This window comes from Acinetobacter sp. CY73, from assembly GCF_059515865.1.
The window spans coordinates 1-20,170 of the sequence record NZ_JCAKMZ010000024.1; the positions used below are offsets into that span (position 1 = coordinate 1).

Consider the following 20,170-nt stretch of genomic DNA (forward strand, 5'->3'; position numbering starts at 1 on the left):
ATCATATAATCAAAAGCAGACAGAGACGCTTTTGCACCTTCACCCGTTGCAATGATGATTTGCTTATAAGGCACAGTGGTACAGTCACCCGCAGCAAACACACCTTTGACATTGGTTTCGTTGCGCTCGTTGATGATGATCTCACCACGATTGCTTAACTCAACCTTCGAGTCTTTTAAGAAATCCGTGTTTGGCAACAAACCAATTTGAACGAAGATCCCGGCAAGCTCTACAGTGTGCTCAACATCAGTTGTACGGTCTTTGTATTTTAGTGCTGTGACTTGTTTGCCATCACCGACCACTTCAGTCGATAAGGCATTTTTGATCACAGTGGTGTTCGGTAAGCTGTTCAATTTGTCTTGAAGTACTTGGTCCGCACGTAGTTTGGTATCAAACTCAACCAAGGTTACATGCTCAACAATACCCGCAAGGTCAATTGCCGCTTCTACACCCGAGTTACCCCCACCGATCACTGCAACACGTTTGCCTTTAAACAGTGGACCATCACAGTGTGGGCAGTACGCCACACCACGGGTACGGTATTCAGCTTCACCCGGTACATTCATCTCTCTCCAACGCGCACCTGTAGACAGGATCACGGTTTTCGATTCAAGTTTTGCACCATTTTCCAAAGTCACTTCAACATTACCGTAAGTGGTTTGGTCTGCACCCACAATCGATTTCACTCGTTGTAGATTCATGATGTCGACACCATACTCACGGACATGTGCTTCCATTTCAGCTGCAAACTTAGGACCTTGAGTCTTTTGAACTGACGTGAAGTTCTCAATGTCCATGGTATCCATCACTTGACCGCCCATGCGCTCAGCCACGATCCCAGTACGAATGCCTTTACGAGCCGCATAGATGGCTGCGGTATTGCCCGCAGGACCACCCCCAATCACCAATACATCAAAGGCTTCTTTGGCATTGAGCTTCTCCGCATCTTTCGCAGCAGCGTTGGTGTCTAACTTGGCAATGATTTCTTCCAAAGTCATACGCCCTTGACCGATGTGTGCGCCATCTTGGAACAACATTGGAACGGCCATGATTTTACGTTCTTCGACTTCGTCTTGGAAGAATGCACCATCAATCATGGTAGCTGTAGTGCCTGGGTTGTTGATCGCGATTAAGTTCAAGGCTTGAACCACGTCAGGACAGTTATGGCAGCTGAGTGATACAAACACATCAAAGTTTGATTTAATGCCTAAGTCTTTAATTTGAGCCAACACTTCATCAGAAACTTTCGGTGCATAACCAGAAACTTGTAGCAAGGCCAAGATCAAAGAGGTGAACTCATGACCCATTGGAAGACCCGCAAAGAATACACGTGGTTGTTCACCTACTTTTGCAATTCCGAAACTTGGTGCACGGCTGTTAGTTCCGTCAAAACGCGCAGTCACCAGTGCAGACAATGCCGCCACTTCTTCAACCAGTTCTTTAATTTGATTTGATTTATCTGTGCCATTTAAGGTTGCCACGATTTCAATTGGGCTTTCAAGGCGTTCAAGAAGTGTTTTGAGTTGTGCTGAAGTATTTTGATCTAACATTGCTAACGTCTCCAAAGGAGTAAATGTTTATTTGATAAATGAATCATAGCCAAATCTTATAAATAGGTAAAACAGTTTGTTTTTATATAAACAATCGGTTTTTTGAATAAAATTCCTAGTTATAAATTTCTCGATGAGCACAATCAAATGGATATTGAACGCTTCAATGAGGCTAAGTATAGGAAAATTCAAGTGATAATGGGATGAAATAGAATAAAAAAGATCGGGAAATTATTTAAAAAAGATAAAACTGTTAAATTCTTATAAAATAAAAGGGCAATGTTATACTTTAAACTACATCATTGAGTGGGGTTGCATAACATGACTTTAAAAAAGGGAATATACCAACATTATAAGGGTCAACTTTATCAAGTGATGAATGTGGCAACACATAGTGAAACACAAGAAAAATTGGTGGTATATCAATGCCTATATGGAGATTATTCAATTTGGGTGAGACCGTTGAACATGTTCACTGAAACAATTACCACGCCAGATGATCGTGAAGTCGAACGTTTTAAGTTGATTCAAGAAGTGATCTAATATCTGTTATAAAACGAATAAAAATAAGGCAAAAATATGAGTTTAAACGATTATTTCATAGCTAAAATGAAAGACATTTATGCTGAGTTTAGTGCTTACGATGCTGTTCAAAGTGACCGTATTCAGCGTTACCGAAATATTGAGCCAGACTCAGCCTCGTTTCTTGCACTGCAAATTAGGATACAACGCTCAAAATTTGTCCTTGAAATAGGAACATCTACAGGCTATTCCACTTTATGGCTTGCACATGCAGTTAAAAGTACTCAAGGTCATGTTGACACAGTCGAAGTAGATCTGAGTCGAATTGAAATAGCTCAAAAGAATGCTCATGCATTGGGATTACAAGACTGTATAGCATTTCATCATCAAGATGCATTAGATTTTTTAAAGTCATCACATCAGCCTTATGATTTTATTTTGTTGGATGCTGAACGTAGCGAATATATTAAATATTGGCCATACCTTTCGAATATGTTGAATCGAAAGGGCCGTGTTTTAGTGGTGGATAATGTGATTTCACATGCACAAGATGTGGCAGAATTGATCAATATAATTGATCAGGATCGGCGCTTTATGTACCAAACGATTCCCATTGGTGCGGGATTACTCTTTGTAACCGCTATTTAATAAAAAATCAGAGAAATTTCTCTGATTTTTTTGAATCATTAAGGCTAAAGATTCTAAGAATCTAGCTTTCAGATGAATATGTTAACACTGTAATGTGACGCGTGAAAAATGAAGGTCGTACTCTAGATATTTATGCACAAAAGCAGTTTTATCACTACAACGCAGTAAGTTGTCATAAACGAATTGAGGGACGGGGTGATAGAGCTCACCTGAGCCATTATTATAAAAAATTTTTAAGTAGCGTGAAGTTGAATTGTATTTCCAAGTCGTTACGGTAAGGGTTGTTCCCATAGCATCTCCTTGAATCAGATTGTTATTTTCAAATGAAAACTCGGAAGTATTTTTCTGTAATTTTTCATCTGAATATTATGTATAACAGATTTTTTAACCATTCATCATCAGATTTTAAGATTTAATTGTCTGAATTGTAGAAGAATAATTGATTAGTATTGAGAGAGTGAACAATGAAGCGTTGAACGTTAATTTTGGATTAATGATTTGCGTATAAAAGCTCAAGTTCAGGATCATTTCACTTTATTAGCACATATAAAAAACCACGCGAATCGCGTGGTTTTTTTGAATCAGTTTGATCTAATTAAAAATTAGATTTTACCAACTAAGTCGATTGAAGGAGCAAGAGTCGCTTCGCCTTCTTTCCATTTCGCAGGGCAAACTTCACCTGGGTGAGCATGTACGTACTGAGCTGCTTTAACTTTACGAAGAAGTTCAGAAGCATCACGGCCGATACCACCAGCATTGATTTCAACGATTTGGATTTTACCTTCTGGATCGATAACGAAAGTACCACGGTCAGCAAGACCAGCAGCTTCAATTAGAACTTCGAAGTTTTTAGAAAGAGTCCAAGTTGGATCGCCGATGAGTGGGTATTGGATTTTACCAATAACTTCAGAAGTATCGTGCCAAGCTTTGTGAGTGAAGTGAGTGTCAGTAGAAACACCGTAGATTTCCACGCCTAATTTTTGGAATTCAGCATAGTTGTCAGCAAGGTCGCCAAGTTCAGTTGGGCAAACAAAAGTGAAGTCAGCTGGGTAGAAGAACACTACAGACCATTTGCCTTTAAGATCAGCTTCAGTAACGTCAACGAATTGACCGTTGTGGTAAGCAGTCGCTGCGAATGGTTTTACTTCAGTATTAATTAAGCTCATCATTGTCTCCATGATTGAGGTTTGTATTTAATTTCCAATAGAGTATCGAAACTTTTGTTATTGCTGAAACAGTATTTTTACATTACAAAAATCGGAAAAACCGAATTTGAGAAATTTACGTCAACTATTTCAAGAAATCATTCCTTTATATTCATTTAGCATCTTAAATATGAACGCTGAATGACAAAAGATCATTTTTCATCTAACGATTTTAAAATGAAGCCAGTGATGATGAATTTCAAGTCAATGATTCATAAATAGTTATAAAAATATATTAATAGCTTAAAATTTATTCAGATAAGATGGTCGATTAATCATTTAAAACTTCAATCATGTTTGTTAAGCAAACGATTAGGTTTATTGCTGTTTTATGCTGACTGGTTTCCTCTCTAAAAATCATGCGTCAGTGACGTTCGTGCAGGTTGATATGAATATATTGGAAAAAATACCATTACATATTATCAGCAGCTACAGGGAGGACGCTTTTGAAGGTAAGTGAAAGATCCTGAAATGCTTGGGTTTTTTGCATTTTAAACAATACTCTTTTTTTTTGCCTTTATTATTTGCTTAGTATCGCGGATGATATTTTTTAATTTGTCTCTCATTGTCGCTTGTTCAATCTATTGTTTTGTCCATGATTTAGTGGGGAGTATGCTTGAAATTTTCTTCGTCAATATGGAGTACTGCGGAAACTATTGGTTACTTGTAGGGTTACTTATACGGGCTATAGGGCAATGTGTGTTTTGGATATCGAATCTGATTTTTATATTTCATGAAACTAAAGATTAAAATATACCTTTAACCCTTTAAATTTCATGAAATTTGGACAAACTTAATTTCCTTTAACTTTATCTATTGGACGATAGCGCTTAGAATATCAGGTTCTGTTTTGTGTTGAAGGTTATGCGTCTGTGTCGAGTCATTTAAATGTAGATCAACTTGTGATGGCGAGAGACCGTCAGCGTTTAAATCGGCTGAAAAAGGGAAAAGATGCAAACGAAAAACAGTATCTAGAACTATTTGAGAAATCAAATACCAAGGTTCGTCAACGACTCAGTCGTCTTCCCAATATCAAACTCAATCAAGACCTTCCAGTCACGCAGTATGCATCAAAGCTCGTTGAAGCGATTCAAAAGCATCAAGTGATCATTGTCGCAGGTGAAACGGGATCAGGTAAAACTACACAGCTCCCTCAAATCGCCATGATGGCAGGTCGTGGACTCACAGGTTTAATTGGTCATACACAACCTCGTCGATTAGCTGCACGCACTGTGTCACAACGTATCGCTGAAGAAGTCGGTGAGAAACTGGGTGAATCGATTTCCTTTAAAGTACGTTTTAATGAGCAAGGGTCACAGGACTCAATCGTTCGTTTGATGACTGATGGGATTTTGCTTGCTGAGTTGGCTCATGATCGATTTTTGACCAAATACGATACGATCATTATTGATGAAGCACATGAACGCTCACTCAATATTGACTTTATCATGGGCTATCTCAAACAACTTCTACATAAACGTCGTGATTTAAAAGTGATCATTACTTCAGCGACATTAGATGTAAATCGTTTTAGTGGTTACTTCTTTGATGCTCCTGTATTTGAAGTTGAAGGCCGCAGTTTTCCAGTAGAGTTACGTTATCGTCCGATCTCAGAAATGAGTGTCGGTGGCAGTGATGATGATGAGTTTGATGATTTTGAAGAAAATCTGCCTCGTGCTGTGGTGACCGCGGTAGAGGAATGCTTTAAAGATGCTCAAGAAAAAGGGCATCCTGAACATGCAGATATCCTCGTTTTTGCAAGTACTGAACAAGAGATTCGTGAGTTACAAGAAACCTTGCAAAAGTTTGGGCCAAAGCACACAGAAATTTTGCCTTTATATGCCCGTTTAGCGATTGCAGAGCAACAAAAAATCTTCAATCCGGGTGGAAGTGGTCGTCGAATCATTATCGCGACTAACGTTGCCGAGACCGCTCTAACTGTTCCGAATATCCGTTATGTGATTGATAGCGGTTTTGCACGTATTTCACGTTATAACTATCGTTCACGTGTCCAACGACTTCCGATTGAAGCGATTTCACAAGCAGCGGCAAACCAACGTAAAGGGCGTTGTGGTCGTATTGCCCCGGGTGTTTGTATTCGACTGTACTCTGAAGATGACTTTTTAGGTCGCCCAGAGTTTACAGAACCTGAAATTAAGCGCACCAACTTAGCGTCTGTGATTTTACAGATGCAGAGCTTAGGTCTAGGCTCATTGGAAGATTTTGATTTTATTGAACCACCAGATCATCGTTTGGTGAATGATGGACGCAAGCTTCTCGTTGAACTAGGAGCGATGACTGAAAAGAAATTTAATGCTCTGAAACCCAACTTAGAAAATGATTCGGCAACGATAAAGCCTAAAGAATCTAAAGTACCTTTAAACAATAAAAAACCGCAATCAGAAAGCGCAGATAAACTGACTAAAATCGGTCAACAAATGGCGAAAATGCCGATTGACCCACGACTCGCACGTATGATTTTAGGTGGTGCACATTTTGGTGTACTCAATGAAGTACTGATTATTGTCGCTGCATTGGCTGTGCAAGATCCGCGTGAGCGTCCTGCCGACAAGCAAATGCAGGCAGATCAAAAACATGCGTTATTTCGTGAAGATGATTCTGATTTCTTGTTTTACATCAAACTCTGGGAAACACTCGTTGCCAATCGCGACATGAGCGAAAACAAGCGTCGAACCTTTGCAAAAAATCATTTTTTGAGCTGGTTACGCTTGCGTGAATGGAAAAAAACTCATGAACAATTGGTGGATTTAGCAAAAGGCTTAAAACTGTCTTTTAATGAGAAAAAAGCAGATTATGAAAATCTGCATCGAGCATTATTGACAGGCTTATTGTCCTTTATTGCCAACAAAACAGATGAAAGAAATGTGTTTATGGCTGTTCGTCAGCAAAAAGCACGTATTTTCCCAGCATCATCTCTACATAAAACCAATACACCTTGGGTGATGGCATTTGAGATGGTTGAAACCTCTCAAGTGTATCTTCGAACACTGGCAAAAATTGAACCTGAGTGGATTTTACTGGCAGCTGGTGATTTACTCAAACATCACTATTTCGAGCCACACTGGTCGAAGAAAGCAGGTGTGGTCAATGCTTATGATCAAATTTCTTTATTTGGATTAATCATTGAGCCTAAGCGTTTAATGAATTATGAAAAAGTAGATCAGTCAGCTGCGCACGAGATTTTCCTGCGTGATGGTTTAACCACAGGTAATCTCGGGATTACACCGCCATTTTTAAAGCATAATTTACTGAAGCTTGAAGAAGTTGAACGTGTAGAAGATAAATTGCGTCGACGTGATTTGGTGGTAGATGAGGAAACCATTTATCAATTCTACGCCTCAAAAGTACCTGAAGAGGTGGCTAGCCGTCGTAGCTTTGAAGATTGGCGTGCAACCGTAGAACCGAAAGATCCACGTTATTTATTTGTAGATGACGATGCGTTATGGATGAATGATCGTCCGACCACGCAACAATTTCCAGATTATCTGAGAAATGGTGAACTTCGTTTGGCAGCAAGTTACCGTTTTGATCCAAGTCATGATGAAGATGGTGCGACAGTTAAAATTCCAGTACAAGCTTTAGCGCAAGTCGATGAAAATATTTGGTCATGGGGAATTCCGGGTTGGCGTCAGGAATTGATAGAAGCATTGCTCAAAGCGCTGCCTAAAGATAAACGACGTAATTTAGTGCCGATCCCAGATACTGCACGTAAGCTGATGGCTAAAATTGATGCCGTGCATTTGAACCAACATATTTTTAGCTATTTAGGCTTTCAACTCCGTGGCGAACAGATTTCGGAAAAAGACTTTTCTTTTGATCGGGTAGAAGAGTATTTACTACCACTGATTAAAGTGATTGATGAAAAAGGGCGAGTGATTGAGAAGGGACGTGACTTAGCTGAACTTAAAGCGCGTTGTCGCTCTGAAACGCATAGCCCAGTGAAACAACTGAAAGGTGAATTTAAAACTTTCCCAGAATCATTTGTATTCGAAGCCAGTCAAAAAGTCACAGGTGTGGTGGTTAAACAGTATCAAGCATTAGTCCCAACGAAACCATTCGATCAGCTTGAAAGCAAGGATGAATCGGGCATTGTGATTCAAACTTTTAATGATCAAAATGAAGCGATTCGCCAGCATCGTAATGGTGTCATACGCCTGATTTATATGCAGCTGGGTGATTTGATTCGACAGTTGAAAAAACAAATTTCTAAACCTTTGGCTCTGGCATATTCTCCGTTGGGTGATAAAGCCAAGTTAGAGCAGATGTTGGTCTATGCAACCTTGCAAATGTCGGTTCAAGAACTGCCCATTAATGAAGCCGAATACCATCATCTGCTTGTGAAAGTTAAAAAAGAGTTTTTAACGCATGGACAAGAAGCACTAAAACATATGAGTGATATTTATATTCAATGGCAGGATGTTCGTCGTCGCTTAATGGTGCTTGATCAATCCGTATTTGCTAAAAATATGGATGATATCGAAGATCAGTTAGATTTAATGAATCTCGCCGATTTTGTCTATAGCAAGCCAGTTGACGTTTGGGTTGAATATCCACGTTTCCTAAAGGCATTGATTATGCGCTTGGAGCGATTACCGCATAATTTGTCAAGAGATGATGCTGCCATTCAACAGGTTGATCCTTGGATGGATAAATTATTTAAGTATAAAAATGATGCACGACTGCAAGAACTGTATTTTATGGTTGAAGAATTACGTATTTCTTTGTTTTCTCAACCGATGAAGACCAAGATGCCTATTTCACCAACAAGACTACAAAAATTGTGGGAACGTCTGGGAATCAGTTAAGATAGCGTTAATTTGAAATTTTAGTGAATTGAAAGAAGGAGTTTTACATGGGCATTCGTATTACTGGTACTGGCTTGTATCATCCGGAAAATGTCATTACCAACGAAGAGTTAGTCGAAGGTTTAAATGCTTATGTGGAACTGTACAATGCAGAAAATGCGGAAAAAATTGCAGCAGGCGAAGTAGAAGCTCGTCGTGGTTCAAGTGCAGAATTTATCGAAAAAGCATCAGGTGTTAAACGCCGTTATGTTTCAGAGAAATCAGGTATTTTAGATCCAAATCGTTTACGTCCAATTTTACGTGAACGTGCAGATGATGAAATCTCACTTCAAGCTGAATGGGGTGTGATTGCGGCTAAACAAGCGATGGAAAATGCTGGCGTAACGGCTGAAGATATCGATGTCGTAATTCTATCTTGTTCAAATTTACAACGTGCTTATCCAGCTGTCGCGATTGAAATTCAAACTGCATTGGGTATCCAAGGCTATGCTTATGATATGAACGTGGCATGTTCAGCTGCCACTTTCGGTATCAAACAAGCGTATGATGCAATCAAAGCGGGCGCTCGCCGTGTGTTATTGGTGAACGTAGAAATTACGTCCGCGCATACCGACTTCCGTTCGCGCGATTGTCACTTTATTTTTGGTGATGTTGCGACTGCATCGATTATTGAAGAAACAGAAACAAAATCTGGTTTTGAAGTGTTAGATATTAATCTCTTTACTCAATTCTCGAATAACATTCGTAATAACTTTGGTTTCCTGAATCCAAGTGAAACAACCAATGCCGATGACAAGCGCTTCCGCCAAGATGGTCGTAAAGTGTTTAAAGAAGTATGCCCATTGGTTGCGAAGATGATTACCAAGCAATTGCAAAAAAATGAAATCGAGCCTGCAAATGTGAAACGCTTTTGGTTACATCAAGCAAATGCGTCAATGAATGAACTGATTTTAAAATTAGTGGTGGGTAAAGAAGTTGCAGAATCAGATCCAGCACTCGTACCTATTATTTTGGATGAATTTGCCAATACCTCATCTGCGGGCGTGATCATTGCTTTACATCGTACGGCTGATCAAGTGAATGACGGTGAATATGGTGTGCTTTGTTCGTTCGGTGCAGGGTACTCTGTCGGTTCTGTATTGGTTCAAAAGCATGTTGCTTAAAAGCTGGACTCAACTCTAGTTCAATGATGAAAACTCCTATAAGAGAGTAAAGTATGAAAAATGAAGCGTTGTACATTCGGCATAATTCGAAACTGATTCGATTAGGAAGTTTGTTACAACGCTTTTATTTTAAACCGACATTTCTAGGTACTGAAAATATTCAAGCCTCTAAACCTGCAATGTATGTGGGAAATCATACGATTTATGGAGTCATGGATTCACCCGTTCTCATAGATTATCTATTCACTGAGCATAAAATTGCCATTGTGAGTCTTGGTGATCATCTCCATTTTAAATTACCTGTATGGCGTAAATTGGTTGAAGGAATGGGAGCTGTGGAAGGATTAAGAGAGAATGCACGTCAAGCGATGAGTCAGGGTTACTCGATTCTGGTTTTCCCTGGTGGAGGACGTGAAGTCGTTAAGCGTAAAGGCGAAGAGTATCAACTGATTTGGAAAGAGCGCTACGGATTTTTAGAACTTGCCCAAGAGTATGGTTATGATATTGCACCTTTTGTTGCATTGGGTGGGGATGATGTATTTGATCTTGCTTATGATGCAAATAGTTTATTAGACCAAAAATGGTTTCAAAAAGTATTAAGCGTACCTACTTTAGGGAAGTTTTTAAGACAGGGTGACGTGATTCCTTCTATACCTCGAAATATTATTCCGAGAAGAATACCTTTTTATTTTAAGTTTTTACCTCGATTGTCCACATCCAGTTTAAGCTCTAAAACAGAACTTCAAGATTTTAGAAATAAGTTACAGCAACAAATTTATAGTGGTATAGAGGATTTAAAGCACATGAGGGCTTCTGAGCAAGCTGATCATGAATGCTAATTTAAATAAGACCAAATGATATAATTCACATGAAAAATTAATTTAATATTTTATTTAAGTGGTTGTAATTTTTTAATTTATTAAAAAAAATTAAAAAAACTAGTTTTTATTATTTAAAATTAATGTATATTAATAATACAAGATAAAGTTTAGTAAGCCCAAAGAATGTACTCCTCTTTGGGCTTTTTTTTAATTTATGCCTTGTTCATCTGCTCAGGATATTCAACGATCGATCCTTTATCGTAACTTGCGAACCGCTCTTGCTCACGTTTGAAGACGGGCGCAGGGCTTGGCCAAGGCCATTCGCCAAAATGCGTTTGGCGGTAACGTGTAAAAGCAACATTGAGTTCTTCATCCGAGTTCAATACAAATGGACCTCGCATGGCAACAGGTGCCTTGATTGGTTCACCCTCTAACCACAAGATATGCGCGGGCTGATCTGTATTTTTCAAATGAATAGCTTGGTCAGGTTTTAATTCAACTAAATGTTTAAAGGGGATGGACTCACCTTCAATCAATAATTCAGGGCCTTGATAAAAATAAGCAAATCGTGTTGAGCTGGCTGTGGTCGCTGGAATGTTTAATTCAGCATGTGGATCCAGTTTGATCATATAGATATTAACTTTATTTTCTGGTGAAGCTGCCCATGAATGTGGTGGACGAGCGATTGCATCTTGACCTAAGAAATGCCCCGATACGACGCGTACATCAGATTTAAAGCCATTCATGTCAGTTTGGATGACATGCGGAATTTGTTCACGCCACATCATTTTATAATCTGCATTTTGTTTTTTCTCATCTGGTGATGAGTTAAACCAAATTTGAAACAATTCAAATGGATTTTCTTGATCTTGATGAACAAGGGGGAACATTTCACAGTGTTCTACCCCATTACCTGTACTTAGCCATTGCACATCACCCTCAGCATAACGCCCACTATTACCTAGCGAATCAAAGTGATCGACATAGCCACTTTCGACCAATGTAATGGTCTCAAAGCCAGTGTGAGGATGTTCAGGGAAACCTGGAACAACGTCTCCATAATACATTTGATAGGGTTTTTCAGGTGTCGAAGGTCGTGTAGGACCGAGTTGATCATTCCCTTCTGGAAAGTGATCAATATGATGCGCCGTAAATAAAAAAGGATCTTTAAGATTTAAGCGGAATTCAATGGGTTCTATTTTATAAATGGCTGGATTTGTCATGTCGGGCTCCAATCTTGTTTAGATTTTCAAATTTATTGTTGAACTTCTCTAAGTGGATTGAAGCATATTATTTGGAAACTTGCTGTATAGGCTTATGAAAAACACTGTTGCATATTTGATGGTATAAATTGCTATGGATTAATCAGAAGTAAAAGAATTAAGAAACAATAAGTTAGGTGTTTGGTCGTTTTCACTAGCAAACTAAAGGTCGAAAGAAAATAGCATTATATTTATGTGGACGACTCTAAGGTTCAAAAAAGCGTTTTGCATAGGGCATTTTATTTTGTACATTCAAATTTAAGTATTCAAACAATCATAAAGCAGAGGGAATGATGTCATTAAAAGGAAAAACCATATTTATAACAGGCGCGAGCCGTGGAATTGGTCGTGAAATTGCATTGAAGGCAGCAAAAGATGGTGCAAATATTGTGGTTGCAGCAAAAACGACCACAGAACATCCAAAGTTGGGCGGTACCATATTTTCTGTTGCGAAAGAGATTGAAGAAGTAGGTGGTCAGGCTTTCGCCATTCAGCTGGATGTAAGAGATCAAGCCGCAGTTGCTGAAGCAATGAAGCAGGCTGCAGAGCGTTTTGGTGGCATTGACATTTTGATTAATAATGCAGGGGCGATCAATCTCAATGGAGTAGAGAGTCTCGATCCAAATCGATTTGATTTGATGTATCAAGTCAATACGCGTGCAGTGATGGTGTGTAGTCAAGCTGCATTGCCTTATTTAAAGAAAAGTCAAAATCCGCATATTATTAGCCTGTCACCACCTCTGAATATGAAACAAGAATGGTTTGCTGTGCATTCTCCATACACGATTACCAAGTACGGAATGAGTATGCTGACGGTTGGGATGAACCAAGAATTCAGTCATTATGGGATTAGTGTAAATGCTCTATGGCCTAGGACTATTATTGCAACCGCGGCGATTGAGTTTTCTTTAGGCGGTCGTGAATTATTTACCAAAGCACGAACACCTGCAATTATGGCAGATGCTGCTTATCAAATTATGATCAGTGAGAAGCGCAGTTTGACTGGTCGTTTACTCGTTGATGAAGAAATTTTAAGAGAAAGAGGTGTTGCTGATTTTGATCAATACCGTGTTGAGCCATCCGATGATGAATTAATGGTAGATTTATTCATCGATCCTTAATACATCATCATAAAAATAAGTCCGCATATGTGGACTTATTTGATTTGTGTTTGTTAGATGTTTGAAAATCTAAGATTAGTTTTTAGCACTCAAAGTCGGGCTAACTTTTTGGCTTTTAATGGCTAAAATATGATCTTGCAACATTTCTTTACGCTGTTCACTTTGAGGGTGGCTTGCAAGTAATGTCGGCGTTTTATTGTCTATATTACGAGATTTAAGTTTCGCTTCAAACTTTTCCCAGAAAGATAAGGATGCATCTGCTTCATAACCCGCACGTACCATCAAATCCAAACCAATTAAATCTGCTTCATGCTCAAGTTGGCGACTATGGGGCATATATACACCAAAGTTTCCACTCACTCCACCAGTTAAACCTAAGGCATAACCAGCGCCCATTGTTGAACCTAATAAAGCAACATTTGTCGCTGTATAGAGCGATGCTTTTTCACGACTATGCCCACGCAAAATATGTGCCATTTCATGTGCAATCAAAGTCGCGAGTTCATCATCGGTTAAATCTTCAAACATATATACAGAGGTGTTGACAATAATTTGACCACTTGGAAATGAATGCGCATTGAGTTTGCTACTTAAATTAGCATTGATTTTCCAATTGATTGTTTTTTTTCGATTTTCAACATATTGATTTGCATGTGGAATTAAGCGAGACAAGATATTATTCAAACGTTCATCCACGATATACAATGATTTATCTTTGGCTTTTTTCTCAAATTTTTTGAAATTACGATCTGCCATTTTATTCCATGCACCTTCAGGAATAATCATTAACTGTTTGCGTTCAGCGCCTAAAGTTCCGACAGAGGTTGTACTAACACATCCTGTAAATGCCAAAGATAATGTGGTTAATACACCAAGAGTTAAAGACTTCATGAACACACCTTTTGGATCGATAGTTAATGACATTTGAGAATCGGTAATTAATATAAGATATGATTAACTTGTATGATTATTGTCCAGTGTTTATTTAATTTAAACAAACTTTATTTTTATAATAAATTTGATGTGTTTTATATCTGTGTCGATAAGTGTGATTAACTTCTCGATTGTTGTATTATTTTAATTTCTAGTTGATGAGGTGTAATAATGCTTCTTGTTTTTATTCTAACTACATGAATATTAATATTAATTTATAATTTTATTTTGATTAAAAAACAAATTTAAATAAAATATATATAAGATGATACTTGAAAAATATTAATGATTTTTATTTTAATTTTTATTTAATGGTGTGGTTTTTAGATCTACGTTTTTTTAAATTCTTTGGTATTTGGTGATTCTGTTATAAATATTTTAATATTGATGATACTTTAGTCTAAATTTTAGAATAATTTATTTTAAAATGGTAACTGAATCACATTTTTTATATTTTGATGGTTTTTTAATTTTCATTCAAACTTAATAAGAATTCTAGAATTTGTTTATTTGTGTGACTTTGATCACATTTGGTTTTCATATTTAAAATATTTAAAAATGATGAAGGGGCTGATTTTAAGAAGTATGAATTTTTGGCTGGATATATCAATATCGACCGAAAGACTAATTTAAAAGCTTATGCTATATGGATAAAAAATTTCCTGAAAACTTTATGAAAAATAGTGCTTAGGTTAAGATGAGCCATCTTTGTATTTAGCATTTAGAAAACCTATGCAACCATTTGTTCTTTACAACTCAGAGCAACGTAAAAAAGTAGAATTTGTTCCCCGCAAAGAAGGACATATCGATATGTATGTCTGCGGTATGACAGTCTATGATTATTGTCATATTGGTCATGCGCGTGTCATGGTTGCATTTGACTACATTATTCGTTTCTTACGTAGTCAAGGTTGGAGTGTTAAATACGTTCGCAATATTACTGATATTGACGACAAAATTATCAAACGCGCAAATGAAAATGGAGAAAGCATTACCGCTTTAACAGACCGCTTCATTAAAGCTATGAATGAAGATGCTGAAAGTTTAGGCTGTTTACATCCAGATGAAGCACCACGTGCGACAGACTATATCGATCAAATGCAAAATATGATTGGTACGCTTGTCAACAAAGGTACAGCTTACCCATCAGCAAATGGCGATGTTTATTTTGAAGTTGAAAAATTTGCAAAATATGGTCGTTTATCAGGTCGTAAACTTGAAGATATGCAAGCAGGCGCATCTGATCGCGTTGATGTAGAAGTTGAAAAAAAGCATCCATTCGATTTTGTACTGTGGAAACATGCGAAAGAAAATGAACCCTCATGGGCTTCACCATGGGGCAATGGTCGTCCGGGATGGCATATTGAATGCTCAGCAATGTCGACATGCTGCTTAGGAAATCATTTTGACATTCATGGTGGTGGTTCAGATTTAACATTCCCACACCATGAAAATGAAATTGCACAATCAGAAGCTGCAACAGACGAACAATATGTAAACTATTGGATGCATGTAGGCTTCATTAATGTTGATGGCGAGAAAATGTCTAAATCAACTGGCAATTTCTTCTTCATCCGTGATGTAATGAAAAAATTCCATCCTGAAGTGATTCGTTACTTTGTTATGTCTTCACATTATCGTAGTCCTGTTAATTTCTCTGATTTTGCACTTAAGGAAGCTAAGACTACATTGACGCGTTTCTATCATTCATTTAAAGCATATCAAGCAGTTTATGGAGATAAAGTTGTAGATACTTTGGATGAGTCATTTGTTGAGCGTTTCAATACTACAATGCGCGATGATTTCAATACTTCTGAAGCCATTGCAGTCTTGTTTGAAATCAACAAAGCATTAAATACATCTGTTAAAGAAGAGCAGGCAGAGCAAGCAGCTGTTTACTATGCAACTTTACGTCATTTAACCAATATTTTAGGTTTGGTTCAGCATAATGTAGATGACTTCCTAAAGTCAGATATTGGTCAAGAAGCTTTAGGTTTAAGTGCTGAACAAATTGAAGATCTGATTCAACAGCGTAAAGATGCGAAGAAGGCAAAAGAATTCGCCAAAGCTGACGAAATTCGTCAGTCATTGTTAGACCAAGGTGTTGTGCTTGAAGATACTCGTCAAGGCACAATTTGGCGTCGTGCTGATTAATTAATCAAACAAAATTATAGAGAGTTGACATCACCATATAATTCTCTATAATTCACCTCATTGCGGGAATAGCTCAGTTGGTAGAGCATAACCTTGCCAAGGTTGGGGTCGGGAGTTCGAGTCTCCTTTCCCGCTCCAGAATACGAAAAAGTCCTCATCATTAGATGAGGACTTTTTTTATGCAGAATAAAATAAAGTTGTCTTTATTGGGATTGGATAAACGTGATTTTGCTGATGTTGTTTAAGATATTTGGCAATAATAATCTTGACTGTAGTTTTGTGAAAAATATAAGTTTTTGATCATGTATATTTTATAGATATGATAAAATTACACAACAAATTTATTTGCATCAGATCGTTCAGTTCTGACTAAAGGTTGAGAAATTGAATTCAGAAAATATGCCCAATCCAATTGATTTCCAGCAAGTTGCGATTGAAACATTGGCCATTGAACAAAAAGCATTGGAGATTCTTGCTGGGCAAATTGATGATCGCTTTACTCAAGCATGTCAAATCATTTTGCAATGTAGCGGGCGTCTTGTTGTTACAGGTATGGGTAAATCAGGACATATTGGTCGTAAGATGGCGGCTACCTTTGCTTCAACGGGCACACCTTCATTTTTTATGCATCCAGGTGAAGCTGGCCATGGCGACTTAGGCATGATTGTTCGGGGGGATGTACTGATTGCAATTTCTAACTCGGGTAAGAGTGATGAGATCATGATGCTGATGCCATTAATCAAGCATTTAGGCGTGCCGCTCATTACAATTTCTGGTGATGATAAAGGTCCGATGCCACAAAATGCTGATGTGGCTTTAACATTGGGTAATATCCAAGAAGCATGTCCATTGGGTTTGGCACCGACATCAAGTACAACGGCAACATTGGCATTAGGTGATGCGTTAGCGGTGGCATTGTTAGAAGCACGTGGATTTACAGCAAATGATTTTGCCATGTCTCATCCAGCAGGTGCATTAGGAAAACGTTTACTTCTGCATGTGAAGCATTTAATGCATACAGGTGATGAGTTACCCAAAGTATCTCCAGATACACCAATGAATAAAGTTTTATACGAAATCTCTAATAAACGTCTAGGTTTGACCACAATTGTCGATGATAATGACGTTCTACTGGGTATTTTTACGGATGGTGACTTGCGCCGTTTAATCGATAAACAGCAAGGTTTTGATGTTACTTTAGCTGTATCTGATGTGATGATTCGTAGTCCAATGACTATTTCGCAAGACGCTAGAGCAGTTGTGGCGCTTGAACAAATGAATGAGAAAAAAATTAATCAATTTGTTGTCGTCAATGAAATCAATCAAGTGATCGGTGTTATTGGTATGCATGATTTAATTCAGGCTGGAGTAAATTAAGTAATGGCATCATATGTTTTGTTAGAACAAGCACGTCATGTTGAAGCTTTGGTTTTAGATGTAGATGGTATTTTGAGTGATGGATTTGTAACTTTAACAAATTCAGGTGATGAAATTAAATCATTCGATATCCGAGATGGGTTAGGCATGAAGCTTGTTCAGCAAGCGGGTATCAAAGTGATCATCATTACGGGTCGTAAGAGTCATATTGTTGAAAAACGAATGTCTGATTTGGGTGTGGATCTTGTTTATCAAGGACGTGAAGATAAAGGTGTTGCTTTAAAAGAAGCTTGTGCTCAGTTTGGTATTTCTCCTGAAGATTGTTTGTATATGGGTGATGATTGGCCAGATTTATCAGCATTTGCCATAGCGGGTATGAAAGTCACTGTGCCAAATGGCCATGTTGAAGTTCGACGTCGTGCGGATCTGGTGACTCAAGCCTATGGTGGACGTGGTGCAGTTCGTGAAATTTGCGATATGCTTCTAACATCGAAAGGTGTTTATCAAGAACTCCTTGAAAAATATGCAGCAGTACCGCATTAATAATGTCTTAGCGTGACATATTCAATAAAGTAGATGATTTATGGATACTCGAGTCTTATATGTCACAGCAGTATTGATTGCCGCAATCAGCGGCGGATACTATTATTACAGTGGTAAAGGCAATAAATTAGATGTTGCTTCAGGGCAGTCTATGACTTATTCGGCGAAGGGTGTTCATTTATTGCAAACCGATCAGCAAGGTCATCTCTATGTAAAAGCGACTGTAGATGATCTTCAGCAAGACATGAAAACTCAGTCTTCGCAATTGAATAACCTCAATGCATCTATTTACAATGCTGGAAAGGTGGATTCTACTTTTCATGCAAAAAAAGTGCATGGCTATGACGACAATAAAAAAGTTGTGCTTTCGCAAGATGTAAAAGCAACTCAGTTGGGCCCACAGGGTGAAATAGTATTTAATACGGATGAGTTGACTGCTTATCCAGATTCACGGACGATTGAGACCAAGCATCCAGTGATGGTTAACGCGCCGAATGGTCAATTTATGAGTCAGGGTTTACAAGCGGATTTAACTACAGGGCAATACGAATTCTTTAATATTCGAGGAACATATGCACCAAAATAAACAACACTCTTGGATTTTATCTAATTTTAAAAACACGGTCCTTGGAGTGGGATTAAGTGCATTGTCAGTTTTTGCCTATGCATTGCCAAGTGATCGTAATCAACCTATTTCATTGTTGGCGGATCGTGCGACTTATAATGATAAAACGGGAATTACGACCTATACCGGTAATGTTGTGATTGAGCAAGGCACCATGAAATTGAATGCTGCTGCAATCGTTGCGAATTTGAATTCGAATAAACAGATTAGCACCATTACAGCAACAGGTACTCCCGCAAAGTTCCAACAGCAACTTGAAACCAATCGTGGCATTGCACGTGGTGAAGCACAAAAAATTGTTTATAACGCTGAAACAGGTATTTTAAATTTATCTGGTAACGCTTATTTGTATCAAGATGGTGCAAGTATTCGTGGTAATACCCTCAAATATAGTATGAATAAAGGCGATATTGAGGTTTCAGGTGGGTCTAGTGCAACAGGTTCTAAAGGTCGGGTGCAAATTATCATTCCTCCATCAGCTTCAAAAGGTACACCTGGAGTGCGTGATTAATGCAAACCCCAGAAAATCAAATTCAAACGCTTAAAATCAAACATCTTGCAAAAGTATATAGCAAACGTTGGGTTGTCAAAGATGTTTCGTTCGCAATGCAAAGTGGACAAATTGTCGGTTTGTTGGGACCCAATGGAGCTGGTAAAACAACAAGTTTCTATATGGTGGTTGGCCTTGTTCAAATGGATAAAGGTGAAATCCATTTGGATGATTTAGATATCTCTGATTTGGCAATGCACGAACGTGCACGTCAAGGCATTGGATATTTGCCTCAAGAAGCCTCAATTTTTAGAAAACTCACCATTTCTGATAATATTATGGCGATCTTGGAAACACGTAAAGATCTAAACAAGCAACAACGTCAACAGCGTCTAAAAGAGTTATTAGAAGATTTTAAAATTACCCATATCAAGGACTCATTGGGTATGAGTGTTTCGGGCGGTGAGCGACGTCGTGCTGAAATTGCACGTGCATTGGCGGCTGATCCAAAATTTATGCTTTTAGACGAACCTTTTGCTGGGGTTGATCCTATTTCTGTTGGTGATATTAAAGATATTATTCGCAATTTAAAAGATCGTGGAATTGGTGTGTTAATTACAGATCATAATGTTCGCGAAACACTAGCGATCTGTGAACATGCTTATATCGTGAGTGAAGGTGCTGTGATTGCAGAAGGAACACCGGAAGAAGTTCTTGCGGATGAAACAGTGAGAAAAGTTTATTTAGGTGAAGATTTTACCGTTTAAAATAACCACTCAGCACTTATAAAATATATTGTTTTATAAGTGTTTACACTGTAAATTACCAAAATAAGTGTTCAAAGCTATAATGTGTTTAGAAATATTATAATAGTATGTAGAATAAGCCAACTTATATGGTGCTAGTCTCAAAATAATTTAAAATGAGAAA

The 20,170-nt window shown here is 38.1% G+C and carries 17 protein-coding genes and 1 tRNA gene; 13 read left to right on the forward strand and 5 right to left on the reverse strand.

Features of this window, described 5'->3' with window-relative positions:
* On the reverse strand, positions 1-1,550 hold a 1,550-nt coding region (gene ahpF, locus AC5YD2_RS11590), incomplete at its 3' end, for an alkyl hydroperoxide reductase subunit F (protein WP_496125072.1).
* Positions 1,551-1,871: 321 nt separating this feature from the next.
* On the opposite strand from ahpF, the gene AC5YD2_RS11595 reads away from it, so the two are divergent.
* Both AC5YD2_RS11595 and AC5YD2_RS11600 read left to right on the forward strand, forming a co-directional pair.
* Entirely contained in the window at positions 1,872-2,093 is a 222-nt protein-coding gene (locus AC5YD2_RS11595; RefSeq protein WP_496126484.1) for a DUF1653 domain-containing protein, read from the forward strand.
* Between the two features lie 36 nt (positions 2,094-2,129).
* On the forward strand, positions 2,130-2,720 hold the full coding sequence (locus AC5YD2_RS11600; RefSeq protein ID WP_496126485.1) for an O-methyltransferase: 591 nt from the start codon (positions 2,130-2,132) through the stop codon (positions 2,718-2,720).
* An 81-nt stretch (positions 2,721-2,801) separates the two neighbouring features.
* Here the strand turns inward: AC5YD2_RS11600 and AC5YD2_RS11605 are convergent, their stop codons facing one another.
* Together AC5YD2_RS11605 and ahpC are read right to left on the reverse strand one after the other, a co-directional pair.
* Positions 2,802-3,011: a KTSC domain-containing protein gene (locus tag AC5YD2_RS11605; RefSeq protein ID WP_496126486.1), complete on the reverse strand. Its 210-nt coding sequence runs from the start codon at positions 3,009-3,011 to the stop codon at positions 2,802-2,804.
* A gap of 311 nt (positions 3,012-3,322) precedes the next feature.
* Positions 3,323-3,886, reverse strand: a complete 564-nt coding sequence (ahpC, locus tag AC5YD2_RS11610) for an alkyl hydroperoxide reductase subunit C (RefSeq protein ID WP_496126487.1) — start codon at positions 3,884-3,886, stop codon at positions 3,323-3,325.
* Between the two features lie 944 nt (positions 3,887-4,830).
* Between ahpC and hrpA the strand changes: the two genes are divergently transcribed.
* From hrpA to AC5YD2_RS11625, 3 genes are read left to right on the forward strand one after another with little or no spacing between them, the layout of a single operon-like run.
* Positions 4,831-8,751, forward strand: coding sequence for an ATP-dependent RNA helicase HrpA (gene hrpA, locus AC5YD2_RS11615; protein ID WP_496126524.1), 3,921 nt, complete (start codon positions 4,831-4,833; stop codon positions 8,749-8,751).
* Positions 8,752-8,798: 47 nt separating this feature from the next.
* Positions 8,799-9,914, forward strand: a complete 1,116-nt coding sequence (locus AC5YD2_RS11620; protein ID WP_496126488.1) for a beta-ketoacyl-ACP synthase III — start codon at positions 8,799-8,801, stop codon at positions 9,912-9,914.
* A gap of 53 nt (positions 9,915-9,967) precedes the next feature.
* The gene (locus AC5YD2_RS11625) at positions 9,968-10,753 is read left to right on the forward strand and encodes a lysophospholipid acyltransferase family protein (protein ID WP_496126489.1); all 786 of its coding nucleotides are present in this window, start codon (positions 9,968-9,970) and stop codon (positions 10,751-10,753) included.
* A 194-nt stretch (positions 10,754-10,947) separates the two neighbouring features.
* Here AC5YD2_RS11625 and AC5YD2_RS11630 read toward each other — a convergent pair whose 3' ends face one another.
* The gene (locus AC5YD2_RS11630; RefSeq protein WP_496126490.1) at positions 10,948-11,958 is read right to left on the reverse strand and encodes a pirin family protein; all 1,011 of its coding nucleotides are present in this window, start codon (positions 11,956-11,958) and stop codon (positions 10,948-10,950) included.
* A 329-nt stretch (positions 11,959-12,287) separates the two neighbouring features.
* Between AC5YD2_RS11630 and AC5YD2_RS11635 the strand changes: the two genes are divergently transcribed.
* Positions 12,288-13,118, forward strand: a complete 831-nt coding sequence (locus AC5YD2_RS11635; protein WP_496126491.1) for an SDR family oxidoreductase — start codon at positions 12,288-12,290, stop codon at positions 13,116-13,118.
* A gap of 75 nt (positions 13,119-13,193) precedes the next feature.
* Here the strand turns inward: AC5YD2_RS11635 and AC5YD2_RS11640 are convergent, their stop codons facing one another.
* On the reverse strand, positions 13,194-14,009 hold the full coding sequence (locus AC5YD2_RS11640) for a M48 family metallopeptidase (protein WP_496126492.1): 816 nt from the start codon (positions 14,007-14,009) through the stop codon (positions 13,194-13,196).
* A gap of 774 nt (positions 14,010-14,783) precedes the next feature.
* On the opposite strand from AC5YD2_RS11640, the gene cysS reads away from it, so the two are divergent.
* The 7 genes from cysS (at position 14,784) to lptB (ending at position 20,007) form a co-directional block, all read left to right on the forward strand.
* A complete protein-coding gene (gene cysS / locus AC5YD2_RS11645; RefSeq protein ID WP_496126493.1) occupies positions 14,784-16,205 on the forward strand; it encodes a cysteine--tRNA ligase in 1,422 nt (473 codons plus the stop codon).
* Between the two features lie 62 nt (positions 16,206-16,267).
* Positions 16,268-16,343 (forward strand) — tRNA-Gly (locus tag AC5YD2_RS11650).
* 261 nt (positions 16,344-16,604) lie between these two features.
* The gene (locus tag AC5YD2_RS11655) at positions 16,605-17,582 is read left to right on the forward strand and encodes a KpsF/GutQ family sugar-phosphate isomerase (protein ID WP_496126525.1); all 978 of its coding nucleotides are present in this window, start codon (positions 16,605-16,607) and stop codon (positions 17,580-17,582) included.
* A gap of 3 nt (positions 17,583-17,585) precedes the next feature.
* Positions 17,586-18,125 carry a KdsC family phosphatase gene (locus tag AC5YD2_RS11660; protein WP_496126494.1) on the forward strand — a complete coding sequence of 180 codons (540 nt, stop codon included), beginning with the start codon at positions 17,586-17,588 and terminating at the stop codon, positions 18,123-18,125.
* Positions 18,126-18,165: 40 nt separating this feature from the next.
* Positions 18,166-18,711, forward strand: coding sequence for an LPS export ABC transporter periplasmic protein LptC (lptC, locus tag AC5YD2_RS11665; protein ID WP_496126495.1), 546 nt, complete (start codon positions 18,166-18,168; stop codon positions 18,709-18,711).
* Positions 18,698-19,261, forward strand: coding sequence for a lipopolysaccharide transport periplasmic protein LptA (gene lptA / locus AC5YD2_RS11670; RefSeq protein ID WP_496126496.1), 564 nt, complete (start codon positions 18,698-18,700; stop codon positions 19,259-19,261). Before lptC ends, lptA begins: the two co-directional genes overlap by 14 nt.
* Complete coding sequence (gene lptB, locus AC5YD2_RS11675; protein WP_496126497.1) at positions 19,261-20,007, forward strand: LPS export ABC transporter ATP-binding protein; 747 nt, start codon at positions 19,261-19,263, stop codon at positions 20,005-20,007. The genes lptA and lptB overlap by 1 nt, the downstream gene beginning before the upstream one ends.
* The last annotated feature ends 163 nt before the right edge of the window (positions 20,008-20,170 follow it).

Coding starts and splice junctions, on each gene's coding strand:
- AC5YD2_RS11595 (WP_496126484.1), top strand. CDS start 1,872: ATGACTTTAAAAAAGGGAATATACCAACATTATAAGGGTCAACTTTAT.
- AC5YD2_RS11600 (WP_496126485.1), top strand. CDS start 2,130: ATGAGTTTAAACGATTATTTCATAGCTAAAATGAAAGACATTTATGCT.
- AC5YD2_RS11605 (WP_496126486.1), bottom strand. CDS start 3,011: ATGGGAACAACCCTTACCGTAACGACTTGGAAATACAATTCAACTTCA.
- ahpC (WP_496126487.1), bottom strand. CDS start 3,886: ATGAGCTTAATTAATACTGAAGTAAAACCATTCGCAGCGACTGCTTAC.
- hrpA (WP_496126524.1), top strand. CDS start 4,831: ATGGCGAGAGACCGTCAGCGTTTAAATCGGCTGAAAAAGGGAAAAGAT.
- AC5YD2_RS11620 (WP_496126488.1), top strand. CDS start 8,799: ATGGGCATTCGTATTACTGGTACTGGCTTGTATCATCCGGAAAATGTC.
- AC5YD2_RS11625 (WP_496126489.1), top strand. CDS start 9,968: ATGAAAAATGAAGCGTTGTACATTCGGCATAATTCGAAACTGATTCGA.
- AC5YD2_RS11630 (WP_496126490.1), bottom strand. CDS start 11,958: ATGACAAATCCAGCCATTTATAAAATAGAACCCATTGAATTCCGCTTA.
- AC5YD2_RS11635 (WP_496126491.1), top strand. CDS start 12,288: ATGATGTCATTAAAAGGAAAAACCATATTTATAACAGGCGCGAGCCGT.
- AC5YD2_RS11640 (WP_496126492.1), bottom strand. CDS start 14,009: ATGAAGTCTTTAACTCTTGGTGTATTAACCACATTATCTTTGGCATTT.
- cysS (WP_496126493.1), top strand. CDS start 14,784: ATGCAACCATTTGTTCTTTACAACTCAGAGCAACGTAAAAAAGTAGAA.
- AC5YD2_RS11655 (WP_496126525.1), top strand. CDS start 16,605: ATGCCCAATCCAATTGATTTCCAGCAAGTTGCGATTGAAACATTGGCC.
- AC5YD2_RS11660 (WP_496126494.1), top strand. CDS start 17,586: ATGGCATCATATGTTTTGTTAGAACAAGCACGTCATGTTGAAGCTTTG.
- lptC (WP_496126495.1), top strand. CDS start 18,166: ATGGATACTCGAGTCTTATATGTCACAGCAGTATTGATTGCCGCAATC.
- lptA (WP_496126496.1), top strand. CDS start 18,698: ATGCACCAAAATAAACAACACTCTTGGATTTTATCTAATTTTAAAAAC.
- lptB (WP_496126497.1), top strand. CDS start 19,261: ATGCAAACCCCAGAAAATCAAATTCAAACGCTTAAAATCAAACATCTT.